This window comes from Pseudomonas sp. GW823-FHT06B06 (assembly GCF_058795195.1).
In genome coordinates, this window is sequence record NZ_JBXAHO010000006.1 from 109,955 (window position 1) to 122,197 (window position 12,243).

General features: G+C 59.3%; 12 protein-coding genes. 7 read left to right on the forward strand and 5 right to left on the reverse strand.

What is annotated here, in order from left to right; genetic code table 11:
* Window positions 1–40: 40 nt before the first annotated feature.
* Complete coding sequence (locus tag AC1Q8Q_RS07435) at window positions 41–1,354, forward strand: ATP-binding protein (RefSeq protein WP_020795793.1); 1,314 nt, start codon at window positions 41–43, stop codon at window positions 1,352–1,354.
* 40 nt (window positions 1,355–1,394) lie between these two features.
* On the opposite strand, the gene rimK is transcribed toward AC1Q8Q_RS07435, so the two are convergent.
* Both rimK and rimB read right to left on the reverse strand, forming a co-directional pair.
* On the reverse strand, window positions 1,395–2,300 hold the full coding sequence (gene rimK, locus AC1Q8Q_RS07440; protein ID WP_020795792.1) for a 30S ribosomal protein S6--L-glutamate ligase: 906 nt from the start codon (window positions 2,298–2,300) through the stop codon (window positions 1,395–1,397).
* On the reverse strand, window positions 2,297–2,776 hold the full coding sequence (rimB, locus tag AC1Q8Q_RS07445; RefSeq protein ID WP_008057587.1) for a retropepsin-like aspartic endopeptidase RimB: 480 nt from the start codon (window positions 2,774–2,776) through the stop codon (window positions 2,297–2,299). The genes rimK and rimB overlap by 4 nt, the downstream gene beginning before the upstream one ends.
* 216 nt (window positions 2,777–2,992) lie before the next feature.
* Between rimB and AC1Q8Q_RS07450 the strand changes: the two genes are divergently transcribed.
* The 3 genes from AC1Q8Q_RS07450 (at window position 2,993) to AC1Q8Q_RS07460 (ending at window position 6,234) form a co-directional block, all read left to right on the forward strand.
* Window positions 2,993–3,397, forward strand: a complete 405-nt coding sequence (locus AC1Q8Q_RS07450; protein WP_020795790.1) for an RNA-binding S4 domain-containing protein — start codon at window positions 2,993–2,995, stop codon at window positions 3,395–3,397.
* A gap of 213 nt (window positions 3,398–3,610) precedes the next feature.
* Window positions 3,611–4,513: an Hsp33 family molecular chaperone HslO gene (gene hslO / locus AC1Q8Q_RS07455; protein WP_033045428.1), complete on the forward strand. Its 903-nt coding sequence runs from the start codon at window positions 3,611–3,613 to the stop codon at window positions 4,511–4,513.
* A 179-nt stretch (window positions 4,514–4,692) separates the two neighbouring features.
* Window positions 4,693–6,234, forward strand: coding sequence for a phosphoenolpyruvate carboxykinase (locus AC1Q8Q_RS07460; RefSeq protein WP_020795787.1), 1,542 nt, complete (start codon window positions 4,693–4,695; stop codon window positions 6,232–6,234).
* 60 nt (window positions 6,235–6,294) lie between these two features.
* On the opposite strand, the gene AC1Q8Q_RS07465 is transcribed toward AC1Q8Q_RS07460, so the two are convergent.
* From AC1Q8Q_RS07465 to AC1Q8Q_RS07475, 3 genes are all read right to left on the reverse strand, one after another.
* Window positions 6,295–7,149, reverse strand: coding sequence for a DMT family transporter (locus tag AC1Q8Q_RS07465; protein ID WP_042955235.1), 855 nt, complete (start codon window positions 7,147–7,149; stop codon window positions 6,295–6,297).
* 43 nt (window positions 7,150–7,192) lie between these two features.
* Complete coding sequence (locus tag AC1Q8Q_RS07470; RefSeq protein ID WP_020795785.1) at window positions 7,193–7,546, reverse strand: DUF1493 family protein; 354 nt, start codon at window positions 7,544–7,546, stop codon at window positions 7,193–7,195.
* A 96-nt stretch (window positions 7,547–7,642) separates the two neighbouring features.
* Window positions 7,643–7,936 carry a hypothetical protein gene (locus tag AC1Q8Q_RS07475; RefSeq protein WP_110751885.1) on the reverse strand — a complete coding sequence of 98 codons (294 nt, stop codon included), beginning with the start codon at window positions 7,934–7,936 and terminating at the stop codon, window positions 7,643–7,645.
* 383 nt (window positions 7,937–8,319) lie between these two features.
* Here AC1Q8Q_RS07475 and AC1Q8Q_RS07480 point away from each other — a divergent pair, with 383 nt between their 5' ends.
* The 3 genes from AC1Q8Q_RS07480 to AC1Q8Q_RS07490 all read left to right on the forward strand — a co-directional run bounded on the left by AC1Q8Q_RS07480 (window position 8,320) and on the right by AC1Q8Q_RS07490 (window position 12,190).
* Window positions 8,320–10,248, forward strand: a complete 1,929-nt coding sequence (locus AC1Q8Q_RS07480) for a RecQ family ATP-dependent DNA helicase (RefSeq protein WP_492598455.1) — start codon at window positions 8,320–8,322, stop codon at window positions 10,246–10,248.
* A gap of 123 nt (window positions 10,249–10,371) precedes the next feature.
* The gene (locus AC1Q8Q_RS07485; protein ID WP_033038757.1) at window positions 10,372–11,598 is read left to right on the forward strand and encodes a 3-hydroxyacyl-CoA dehydrogenase; all 1,227 of its coding nucleotides are present in this window, start codon (window positions 10,372–10,374) and stop codon (window positions 11,596–11,598) included.
* 172 nt (window positions 11,599–11,770) lie between these two features.
* Window positions 11,771–12,190 carry an acyl-CoA thioesterase gene (locus AC1Q8Q_RS07490; RefSeq protein ID WP_020795781.1) on the forward strand — a complete coding sequence of 140 codons (420 nt, stop codon included), beginning with the start codon at window positions 11,771–11,773 and terminating at the stop codon, window positions 12,188–12,190.
* Window positions 12,191–12,243 lie beyond the last annotated feature (53 nt).

Genomic DNA, 12,243 nt, shown 5'->3' on the forward strand with positions numbered 1-12,243 from the left:
GCGAGCATCGCTCGCTCCTGCACGTGTTTAACGGTTGCCCATGAAAACCCCGGTTTGGTTTCCCCAGAGTTTCTTCTCCCGCACCCTTTGGCTGGTGCTGATCGTCGTCCTGTTTTCCAAGGCGCTGACCTTGGTTTATCTGCTGATGAACGAAGACGTGCTGGTGGACCGCCAGTACAGCCATGGCGTCGCCCTGACGCTGCGCGCCTACTGGGCCGCCGATGAAAACAATCGCGAAAAGATTGCCGAGGCTGCAACCCTGATCCGGGTGGTCGGCGCCGGTGTGCCGGAGGGTGAACAACACTGGCCTTACAGCGGGATCTACCAGCGGCAGATGCAAGACGAACTGGGGGCCGACACCGAGGTGCGCTTGCGCATGCACTCGCCCCCGGCGCTATGGGTGCGCGCGCCCAGCCTGGGCGATGGCTGGCTGAAAGTGCCACTGTATCCGCACCCGTTGCGTGGCCAGAAAATCTGGAATGTGCTCGGCTGGTTTCTCGCCATCGGCCTGCTGTCCACGGCTTCGGCGTGGATCTTCGTCAGCCAGCTAAACCAACCCCTCAAGCGCCTTGTGTATGCCGCGCGGCAACTCGGCCAGGGGCGCAGCGTGCGCCTGCCGATCAGTGATACACCCAGTGAAATGACCGAGGTCTATCGCGCTTTCAACCAGATGGCCGAAGACGTCGAGCAGGCCGGTCGCGAGCGCGAACTGATGCTGGCCGGGGTTTCCCATGACCTGCGCACACCGCTGACCCGGTTACGCCTGTCGCTGGAACTGATGGGTGACCATAACGACCTGACAGACGCCATGGTGCGCGATATCGAGGACATGGACGCCATTCTCGATCAGTTCCTGGCGTTCATTCGCGATGGGCGTGATGAATCGGTGGAGGAGGTGGACCTGAGCGATCTTGTCCGTGAAGTCGCCGCGCCGTACAACCAGAACGAAGAAAAGGTGCGTTTGCGTCTTGAGCCGATTCCACCGTTCCCGTTGCGTCGGGTGTCGATGAAGCGGCTGTTGAACAATCTGATTGGCAACGCGCTGAATCACGCGGGCAGTGGGGTTGAGGTGGCGGCGTATGTGTCGGGGGATACCAGTGCGCCTTATGTCGTCCTGAGCGTCATGGACCGTGGAGCCGGGATAGATCCATCGGAGCTGGAAGCGATTTTCAACCCGTTCACCCGGGGCGACCGCGCCCGGGGCGGCAAGGGCACGGGCCTGGGCCTGGCAATTGTGAAGCGAATTGCTTCGATGCATGGCGGCAATGTTGAATTGCGCAACCGTTCCGGCGGCGGCCTGGAAGCGCGGGTGCGCTTGCCGTTGGGGCTGATGCTACCGCGGGATGCCGTCTAACCCGATTGTTCCCACGCAGAGCGTGGGAACGATCGGTGTGTTAACCCTTGCCTTTGGTCCGCGTCATGTTCGGCCCGCCGTTCTTCTCCAGATGCTCGATGATGATCCCCGCCACGTTCTTGCTGGTGGTGGTTTCGATCCCCTCCAAACCTGGCGACGAGTTCACCTCCATCACCAGTGGCCCGTGATTGGAGCGCAGGATATCCACCCCGGCCACGGCCAGGCCCATCACTTTCGCCGCGCGCAATGCCGTCATGCGTTCTTCCGGGGTGATCTTGATCAGGCTGGCGCTGCCACCGCGATGCAGGTTGGAACGAAATTCCCCGGGTTTGGCCTGGCGTTTCATGGCTGCAATGACTTTGTCACCCACCACGAAGCAGCGAATGTCGGCGCCGCCAGCCTCCTTGATGTACTCCTGAACCATGATGTTCTGCTTGAGGCCCATGAATGCCTCGATCACCGACTCCGCCGCCGTGGCGGTTTCGCACAGCACCACACCGATACCCTGGGTGCCTTCCAGCACCTTGATCACCAAGGGTGCACCGTTGACCATTTCGATCAGGTCGGGAATATCGTCCGGCGAGTGGGCAAAACCGGTGACCGGCAATCCGATGCCCCGACGTGACAGCAATTGCAGCGAGCGCAGCTTGTCCCGCGAGCGAGCAATGGCCACCGATTCGTTGAGTGGAAAAACCCCCATCATTTCGAACTGGCGCAACACCGCGCAGCCGTAAAACGTGACCGAAGCACCGATTCGCGGGATCACCGCGTCGAAGCCTTCCAGTGGCTTGCCGCGGTAGTGGATCTGCGGCTTGTGACTGGCAATGTTCATGTAGGCGCGCAGGGTATCGACCACCACCATTTCATGGCCGCGTTCGGTACCGGCTTCGACCAGGCGGCGGGTGGAATACAGACGCGGGTTCCGCGACAGCACAGCGATCTTCATGCAACACCTGTGGAGGAGGTAGATACCGGGAACACCGGCTTGTCTTGTACATATTTGATGCCGGGATTGACTACCAACTGGCCATCAATCAGGGCTTTGGAACCGAGCAGCAGGCGATAGCGCATGGATTTGCGGCAGGCGAGCGTGAACTCTACCCGCCAGACCCGATCGCCGAGGGCCAGGGTGGTGCTGATCACGTATCGCACCTGCGCATGACCGTTGGAGCTTTTAATGGTTTTTCTCGTCACCAGCGGTGCTTCGCAGCGGCGGTGACGCAGCTGCACCACCGTGCCCAGGTGCGCGGTGAAGCGCACCCACTGCTCGCCGTCACGGTCGAAAGTCTCGATGTCGGTGGCATGCAGGCTGGAGGTGCTGGCACCGGTGTCGATTTTTGCCCGAAGGCCCGCGACTCCCAAATCCGGGAGCGCCACCCACTCGCGCAGACCGACAACGGTCAAATGGTCAAATGTCTTCAAAGTTGCTCAACCGGTAGAAACCGCTCTGGCCGCACGCGGCCGAATTCGCGGTATTCACGCAGAATAATGGTTAAAAGGCGACAGATATCTACGGCCCGGATTTCCAGCCTCACGGGGAGGTTCTGGAATGTCTGCATTGTAATCCGAGACGGCGTAATTCTTGGTACGAGAGAAACGGTAGTACAGTTCATCAATATTTCAGGACGAGGAAATCCCATGGCACAAAAAAACGACGAGGATGACAAAGTCCGGCTGGATAAATGGTTATGGGCGGCGCGTTTTTACAAAACCCGTGCCTTGGCCAAGGCGGCGATTGAAAGCGGCAAAGTGCACTGCCGGGGTGAACGCTGCAAACCGGGCAAGGAGCCGCGCATTGGCGATGAATTTGTGATTCGCACCGGTTTCGAGGAGCGCACGGTGGTGGTCCAGGCGCTTTCGATCGTGCGCCGTGGTGCACCTGAAGCACAGACGTTGTACGCCGAAACCGAAGCCAGCATCGCCAAGCGCGAGAATGCCGCGGCCGAGCGCAAGGCAGGCGTCCTGGGCGTGAGCACCGATGGCAAACCGAGCAAGAAACAGCGGCGGGATCTGTTCAAGTTTCGTGGCAGCAGCAACGAATGATTGCCCCGGCCACCGATCGCGCCAGTCGGGCCAGGACTTGTAATTGCGCCTGTGCGTAGCCATATGAGGTAATTAGTCTGCCGAGCATGTGCCATTCGTCGTAAAGCGCGCACAGCCACCGGTCTCAAGGCCACAACCTGGCAGCCATACGCTATAGCCAAGGCGTAACCTCGTTCTGTAACCATTTTTGTCACCCATTCAGATACCAGACTTATGACCGACTTACCGGATAACGACTTCACCCAACGCTTCATCTTCGATGACAGCGACACCCGTGGCGAGATGGTTTCGCTGGAACTCAGCTACGCTGAAGTCCTGGCCAAACACGCCTATCCGGAGCCGGTTGCGCAACTGCTCGGCGAACTGATGGCGGCTGCGGCGTTGCTGGTCGGCACCTTGAAGTTCGATGGCCTGCTGATCCTTCAGGCCCGCTCCGAAGGCCCGATTCCATTGCTGATGATCGAGTGCTCCAGCGAGCGCGACATCCGTGGCCTGGCCCGTTACGAGGCTGACCGGATTGCCCCCGATGCCACCCTGGCCGACCTGATGCCGGATGGCTCGCTGACATTGACCATCGACCCGCAGCAGGGCCAGCGCTATCAGGGCGTCGTCGATCTGGACGGCGAAACCTTGTCCGACTGCTTCACCAACTACTTCGTCATGTCTCAGCAGATTGGCACTCGCATCAAGCTCTGTGCCGATGGCCGCCGCGCCCGTGGCCTGTTGCTGCAGCAGTTGCCCGCCGATCGCCTGAAAGACGAGGAAGAACGTGCTGCCAGCTGGCAGCACCTCACCGCGCTGGCCACCACGCTGACAGCCGATGAATTGCTGGGCCTGGACAACGAAACCGTGCTCCATCGTCTCTATCACGAAGAGCAGGTTCGTCTGTTCGATGTGCAGAAACTGCGCTTCCGTTGCAGCTGCTCGCGCGAACGTTCAGCCAATGCGCTGGTCAGTCTGGGTATGGAAGATGCGCAAAACCTGGTGCTCGAGCACGGCGGTAATATCGAGATCGATTGCCAGTTCTGCAACCAGCAGTACCTGTTCGATGCCGCCGATGTCACTCAATTGTTCGCTGGTGCGGGTGTTGAGACGCCGTCAGATACCCGGCACTAAAACGGTTCAGCGCAGGTAAATTCACTGGAAAGTACCGCAATAGCGCCGTTACGACGGGAGGGCCCTACTTTTTTTGGGCTTTTCTGGCATAATCCGGCCCACTTTTTTCGCGGTAGTAGTGCACGACTTTCTACTACAAAACGTTTGGAGCACTCGGCCACTGGCCGACGGGGAACCTCATGACGCAAGCCAATAACGCCGTGTACACCGATCTGAGTGTTGATGATCTGGTCAAAGAAGCCCTCAACCGCGGTGAAGGCGAGCTTGCCGATACCGGCGCACTGGTTGTACGTACCGGTCACCGTACCGGCCGTTCGCCAGTCGATCGTTTCATCGTTGATGAGCCAACCACCACGGGCGCCATCGCCTGGGGCCCGATCAACCGCAAGTTCCCGGCTGACAAGTTCGATGCCTTGTGGAACCGCGTCGAGGCGTTCAACAACGCGCAAGAGCACTTTGTTTCCCACGTGCATGTAGGTGCCGCTTCCGAGCACTACCTGGCCGTGAAGATGACCACCCAGACCGCTTGGCAGAACCTGTTCGGCCGTTGCCTGTTCATCAACCCGGCACAGTACAACCCGGCTGGCCGTGAAGAATGGCAAGTGCTCAACGTTGCCAACTTCGAATGCGTTCCAGAGCGTGACGGCACCAACTCCGACGGTTGCGTGATCATCAACTTCGCGCAGAAGAAAGTGCTGATCGCTGGCATGCGTTATGCCGGTGAAATGAAGAAAGCCATGTTCTCGGTGCAGAACTTCCTGCTGCCGGCTGCCGACGTACTGCCAATGCACTGCGCCGCCAACATCGGCGAAGAAGGCGACGTGACCCTGTTCTTCGGTCTGTCGGGTACCGGCAAGACCACCCTGTCCGCTGACGAAAGCCGTTACCTGATCGGTGACGACGAGCACGGCTGGGGCGAGGGCGTGGTGTTCAACATCGAAGGCGGTTGCTATGCCAAGTGCATCGACCTGTCCGAGAAGAACGAGCCGGTTATCTGGAAAGCCATCAAGCACGGTGCAGTCCTGGAAAACGTCGTGATCGACGACGCCAAGCACGCCGACTACGCCGATGTCAGCCTGACCCAGAACAGCCGCGCCGCCTACCCGCTGGAGCACGTTGCCAAGCGTTCCGAGAAGAACCTCGGTGGCGAGCCAAACGCAGTGATCTTCCTGACCTGCGACCTGACCGGCGTTCTGCCGCCAGTGTCGATCCTCAACGAAGAACAAGCGGCCTACCACTTCCTGTCCGGCTACACCGCGCTGGTGGGCTCGACTGAAATGGGTTCGGGCAGCGGCATCAAGTCGACCTTCTCCACCTGCTTCGGCGCACCGTTCTTCCCGCGTCCGGCTGGCGAATACGCAGAGCTGCTGATCAAGCGCATCCGCGGCTTCGGCTCCAAGGTCTACCTGGTCAACACCGGCTGGACCGGCGGTGGCTACGGCGTCGGCAAACGCTTCAACATCCCGACCACTCGCGCGGTGATCGCAGCGATCCAGAGCGGCGCGTTGATCGGTGCCGAGACCGAGCACCTGGACACCATCAACCTCGACGTGCCAGTGGCCGTACCGGGCGTTGAGACTGGCCTGCTGAACCCACGTAACACCTGGGCCGATAAAGCCGCCTACGACGAAGCCGCCAAAGCACTGGCCGGCCTGTTCATCGAGAACTTCAAGAAGTTTGAAGTGAGCGACGCGATCAAGGCTGCCGGTCCTAAGTTGTAAGCGCTGGATTGAAGCCATGAAAAAGCCGCCCTTCGGGGCGGCTTTTTTTTGCGCGGCGTTTCAGGTTTTCAGATGCAGGACAAACGCCCCCACCAACACCAGCACAACCCCTGACACCTGCACCTTACCTAGGCGCTCCTTGAAAAAAACATACCCCAGGATCGCCGCAATCCCGCCAGACAATGTACTGATCACCGTCACCACTGAAACCGAGCCTGCCACAGCACCCCAGGCAAATGATGAAAACCCGCCGAGGTTCATCAGGCTGGCACCGGTCAGTGTCAGGCAATTTTTAAGCGGCGGGAATTTCAGGCCGTCGTCGATTCTGAGCACGATGCCTACCAGCACGATCAGCCCGACAAGATACGCGAGCCAGAGCATCGTCACCGGTCCGAGTACTGGCAGGACAAAACGTCCCTGCAGCCAGAAACTGGTGCCGTAGAACACCGCCGCCAGCAGCGCATAGGCAATGGAACTGCTCGCCTGCGTGCTGTGTGGCACCTTCGGGTCGGAATGCATGCTGGAGAGGACCACGCCAATGACGCACAGGGCGATGCACAGTAACTGCAGCAGGCTGATCTGCTCACCGCCAGCCCAGGACAGCAACGTGGTCACTACGCCGTAGGAGGTCACCAGCGGGGCGACGATGGAAGCTTTACCCAGGGCGAAGGCCTTGGACAAGGCCAACGCACCAGACACGGTCAGCACAGCGGCAGCGACGCCGATCAGCCAGACATCAAGCGGTGCGGCCATGGACCGGAGAATGAATACGGGGAAGACGATCAGCAGCAGGCTCATGATCGTAAATCCCAGCGCCTGACCGAAATACACGGCACGTTTGACGCCAACCGCTCGGGCGTTCAAGCCCACCAGAAAATCCGTACCGCCCCACAGCAAGGCGGCTAGCAAGCCCATCAATACGTCCACGCAATTTCCTTATTGTTATGCGCCGCGGACACTACAGGCCTTCGAGCTCCCGGGTGTCCCAGCGTTGATCCTTGATCGCTCGGTAGAGCATGCCGATGGTCAATGGTTCCTTCTTGCCGCGACCCTTGGCCTTACGCTTGAGAAAGACATCGTAGCCCTCGGGGTGAAAGTAGCGATAGCTGTCGTAGTCGACGAAATCGATGGCGAAGTGCTCTTCAAGGGTTTCGATCAAGTGTTGTGCATCGGCACCGTTGCAGCCGAGGTCGAAGTTAATCGAGGTGGTGAGGCTGATCGTTTTGCGTTCGGGGAGGCCGAGTTCTTCGTGCAGTAGCTGGATGAGTAGGTGAAGGGTGGGGTCGTCGGGGAGGTTGGGGGCGAGGTTCATTGCTGGGTGTCCGGGTGGGCTTGAACAGATCTTATGGGTCGTTGGACTGGAGTGGAAGGATTGAAACCGACGCTCATCCCGCAGAACCCGTTCACTTCAGGAAACGGTGGTTTTGAGCAGGCGTTGCCGGGCGATGTCGAGCAGGTCGTTGCCATCCTGGGTCAGCAGATACAACGCATTGACGATGTTCGGAATGTCGCTGGCGTCGGCTTGTTTGAAGCACAGGCAATACAGGGTTTCCAGCAGGTCGCTGGCGGCACGGATGCGTTGGCGGGCGGCGTCGAGGATTTCCAGGGGGTCGGCCTCGGTGTCGATCACCAGCACTGGGGTTTCACTGTTACTGGACTTGAGCAGGTGATAGCGGTCAGCCAGTGGATCTGTGGTGTTCATCAAAGTGGGTCCTGTGCGAAATCGGCAAGTGTGCCCGGCAGGCCGAGACACTTTTTCAGCCGCGCCGAAAACTATAGGAGGGTGCGTGGCCATGCGACAAGACGGCGTTGATGGACAGGTTTTGTAGGGTATTTACCGTTTTTTGAGGATGGGACTACGTTGGCGCTGGTTTTCGTGCGCGAAACGATTAGAGGTAAAAATGCCTACAGGAGTGTCCGGCGTTGTTGGGTGAGTCTCGGTAGGGAGGGCAACAGAAGCTGTAGGATTTTTCGACATCAACACGCTGTATCATCCCGTATCGTTTTTGCCCCCGACCTTTTCTCGACTCGCTGCGATCGCCGGCTAGGCTTTGCTCATCGCAGCAGTCAACGGAGTGACAGCTTATGCACAACACCCTGGAACAGGTTTTCGGTTATCCACAGTTTCGGCCCGGCCAGGAGGCAGTGGTCAGCGCGGTGTTGGCGGGGCGCTCGGCGGCGGCGATTTTCCCCACCGGTTCCGGCAAGTCCCTTTGCTATCAGTTGTCGGCGGTTCTGTTGCCGCACCTGACGCTGGTGGTCTCGCCATTGCTGGCGTTGATGCAGGATCAGTTGGCGTTCCTGCAACGCCACGGCATTGCCGCGGGCAGTATCGATTCGGCCCAGAGTCGCGACGACGCCAGCGATGTCATGGCCCGTGCCAAGTCCGGCGAACTGAAAATCCTTATGGTCTCCGTGGAGCGCTTGAAGAACGAGCGTTTTCGTAATTTCCTACAGCAGGTGCCGATCTCGCTGCTGGTAGTGGACGAGGCGCATTGCATCTCGGAATGGGGGCACAACTTTCGCCCGGACTACCTCAAGCTTCCGGACTATCAGCGCCAGTTCAACATCCCCCAGGTGTTGTTGCTGACCGCCACGGCGACCCCGAAAGTGATCGCCGACATGCAGGCGAAATTCTCCATCGAACCTGCGGATGTAGTGACCACTGGCTTTTATCGGTCGAACCTCAATCTGTGGGTGGAGCCGGTTCGCAGCCAGGATAAGCGCAGGCGCCTTGTGGAATGGATGAGCCAGCGCCCCGGGCAGCCGAGCATTGTCTACGTCACCCAGCAGAAAACCGCCGAGCACATTGCTGAACATCTACTGCGCAATGGCATTCAAGCTGAGGCCTATCACGCCGGTTTGCCCCACGAACAGCGCGAAGGCATCCAGAAGCGCTTCATGGGCGGACAGTCCAATTGCATCGTCGCCACCATCGCCTTCGGCATGGGCATCGACAAGAGCGACATCCGTAACGTGGTGCATTTCGACCTGCCCAAGTCCATCGAAAACTACAGCCAGGAAATCGGCCGTGCCGGGCGTGACGGGCAGCCATCTGACTGCCTTGTGCTGGCCAATCGCGACAGCCTCAACGTGCTGGAAAACTTCGTCTATGGCGACACGCCTGAACAGGACGGTATCCGCTATGTGCTCGACGAGATGCAGGTCGCCGCGCCCGAGGGGCAGTGGGAGTTTCTCCTGGGGCCTCTGGGGGACCAAAGCAACATTCGCCAGCTACCGCTCAAGACCTTGCTGGTTCAACTGGAGCTTCGTGGCTTGATCGCCCCGCGTTATGCCTACTACGCCGAATACCGCTTCAAATATCTGCAGGAGCCTGAGGCATTGCTGGCTCGCTTCGAGGGCGAGCGCAGGGATTTCGTCGCGGCGATCATCCAGACGTCCACCCGTGCACGTACCTGGGCTACGGTAAATTTCGATGCGTTGTATGAACAGCACCGGGCCGAGCGCAGTCGGGTGGTGAAGGCCCTGGATTATTTCCAGGAAAAGGGCTGGGTCGAGCTTGAAAGCAAGCAGATGACCGAGGTCTACAGCCTGTTGCAAACCGATTTCGACAGTGCCGTGTTGAGTGAAGAGCTGCACGCCGGTTTCAGACGGCATGAACAGACCGAGATTGCGCGGATTCACGCCATGCTGGACCTGTTCGCTACCGATCGCTGTCTGGGCTATCGCCTGGCCGAGTATTTCGGCGACGAAAATGTGCCCCGCCAGTGCGGGCACTGTTCGGTTTGCCACGGGCAGGTGGCGCGGCTGCCTGCACCGCCGGCGTTACCGGCGCTTGTGGATAAAAACTTCGAGGCACTGTGTGCTGATTTTATCCACAGGCATGAACAACACACAGGGAAGGCGCCGTCGGCTGAGCGCGTGACACGGTTCTTGTGCGGGATCAGCGTGCCGCTGTTTACCAAGCTCAAGGTGCGGACGATTTCGGGATGTGCGGCGTTGGAGGATTATCCGTATGCCGAGGTTCGTGAGTGGGCGCAGGCACACCTCTAAATCGGTGTCTGGCGGAGCGGCATCCATCCGCTGAATGTCGCTCATCACAGGAATAAATTTCAAAAAGGCGCGGCGGCTGACTATGGTGAGGGCTGTCTTCGGATCGCCAACAAGAGAATAATCATGAGCCAGACACCGTTCAATATTCAGCGCGCAGCCGTCATCGGCGCGGGCACCATGGGCCGCGGCATTGTCATGTGCCTGGCCAACGCCGGGGTAGCGGTACAATGGGTCGATAACAATCCGCAGATGCTTGAACAGGCACTGGTCACTGTGTCGGACACCTATGCCCATAGTGTTCGACAGGAACGCATCGACCAGGTCGAGGCCGATGCCCGCATCGCTCGGGTCACGGCGGCCGCTGATTATGCGGCTATCCGTGACGTCGACTTGGTCATCGAAGCCGTCTACGAAAACCTCGAGCTCAAGCAGTCAATCTTCCGCGAACTGGACGGCCTGCTAAAACCTCAAGCCATTCTGGCGAGCAACACCTCTGCTCTGGACATCGACGCCATTGCCGCGGTGACTGGCCGACCACAGCAGGTCCTGGGCCTGCACTTCTTCAGCCCGGCGCACATCATGAAGCTGCTGGAAATCGTCCGTGGTGCCCAGACTGCACCGGCGGTCATCGATGCCGCGCTGGCGCTGGGCAAGCGCATGGGCAAGGTCAGCGTGGTGTCGGGCAATTGCGACGGCTTTATTGGCAATCGCATGCTAAACACCTACGTGCTGGAAGCCCGCAAAATGCTGCTTGAGGGCGCTTATCCCTATCAGGTCGATGCGGCGCTGCAAGGCTTTGGCTTCGCCATGGGACCATTCCGTATGTTCGATGTGGTTGGCGTCGACCTGCAATGGCGCGCTCGGCAACTGTCCGGTGTGGGGCAGGATGCACCAGAGGTACAGGTGGATAACCGTCTGTGCGAGCAGGGCCGTTTCGGTCAGAAGAGCGGCGACGGCTACTACCACTACGAGCCGGGCAGTCGCCAGGCTGAGCACGACCCGCTAGTCGATGCATTGGTGTTGGAAGTCAGCGAAGGGCTGGGTTTCCATCGCCGTGAAATCAGCCCGGAGGAAATTCTGGAACGCTGCTTGCTGGCATTGGTCAACGAGGGTGCGAAGATCCTTCAGGAGGGCATCGCCGGATCGGCTCACGACATTGATCTGGTGTACCTCAATGGATACGGATTCCCGGCGGACAAGGGTGGTCCAATGGCCTGGGCGGATCAGCAAGGGTTGGCGGACATTCATCAACGCCTGCTGGCGCTTGAGACCCGCCAGGGTGATCACTGGCGCCCGGCGCGGTTGATTGGTGAGTTGGCGGCGGCAGGTAGAGGGTTTGCGGACAAGTGATTGATGTGGTGCCTGCGAGGGCGCCATCGCGAGCAGGCTCGCTCCCACAGTTGATCTTCAGTGAACCCAAATTTTATGTACGACTAAGATCCCTGTGGGAGCGAGCCTGCTCGCGAAGAACGATAACGCGGTTTCACCTTAGACTGGCGAACACACTCAGGAATCCACACCGATGCCCCAACGCTGCGACTATCCGCACTTCCAACCCATCACCACACGCTGGCACGACAACGATGCCTACGGTCACGTCAACAATGTCACCTACTACAGTTTTTTCGACACGGCGGTGAACACCTACCTGATCGAAGTCGGTGGCCTGGATATACACGATGGCGAGGTAGTGGGTTTCGTGGTGAGTTCAGCCTGCGACTACTTTGCTTCCATCGCCTTCCCGGACCGGATCGAGGTCGGCTTGCGGGTCGGCAAGTTGGGCAACAGCTCGGTGCAGTACGAGTTGGCAGTGTTCAAGCAAGGGGAAGACGAGGCCTGCGCAGCCGGACGCTTCGTGCATGTGTTTGTCGACCGGGCATCGAATCAGCCGGTGGCGATTCCGGCCGGGTTGCGTAACGCATTGGAGTGTCTGGTGGTTTAAACCAGGCAAAAAAAATCGCAGCCCTCGGGCTGCGATTTTTATCTGTCAGTGAA

Bases quoted from the DNA above. Each gene is read 5' to 3' on its own strand.
- rimK (WP_020795792.1), bottom strand. From the start codon at position 2,300: ATGAAGATCGCTGTGCTGTCGCGGAACCCGCGTCTGTATTCCACCCGC.
- AC1Q8Q_RS07475 (WP_110751885.1), bottom strand. From the start codon at position 7,936: ATGAACACCACAGATCCACTGGCTGACCGCTATCACCTGCTCAAGTCC.
- AC1Q8Q_RS07485 (WP_033038757.1), top strand. From the start codon at position 10,372: ATGAGCCAGACACCGTTCAATATTCAGCGCGCAGCCGTCATCGGCGCG.
- AC1Q8Q_RS07435 (WP_020795793.1), top strand. From the start codon at position 41: ATGAAAACCCCGGTTTGGTTTCCCCAGAGTTTCTTCTCCCGCACCCTT.
- AC1Q8Q_RS07450 (WP_020795790.1), top strand. From the start codon at position 2,993: ATGGCACAAAAAAACGACGAGGATGACAAAGTCCGGCTGGATAAATGG.
- AC1Q8Q_RS07490 (WP_020795781.1), top strand. From the start codon at position 11,771: ATGCCCCAACGCTGCGACTATCCGCACTTCCAACCCATCACCACACGC.
- hslO (WP_033045428.1), top strand. From the start codon at position 3,611: ATGACCGACTTACCGGATAACGACTTCACCCAACGCTTCATCTTCGAT.
- AC1Q8Q_RS07460 (WP_020795787.1), top strand. From the start codon at position 4,693: ATGACGCAAGCCAATAACGCCGTGTACACCGATCTGAGTGTTGATGAT.
- AC1Q8Q_RS07470 (WP_020795785.1), bottom strand. From the start codon at position 7,546: ATGAACCTCGCCCCCAACCTCCCCGACGACCCCACCCTTCACCTACTC.
- AC1Q8Q_RS07465 (WP_042955235.1), bottom strand. From the start codon at position 7,149: ATGGGCTTGCTAGCCGCCTTGCTGTGGGGCGGTACGGATTTTCTGGTG.
- AC1Q8Q_RS07480 (WP_492598455.1), top strand. From the start codon at position 8,320: ATGCACAACACCCTGGAACAGGTTTTCGGTTATCCACAGTTTCGGCCC.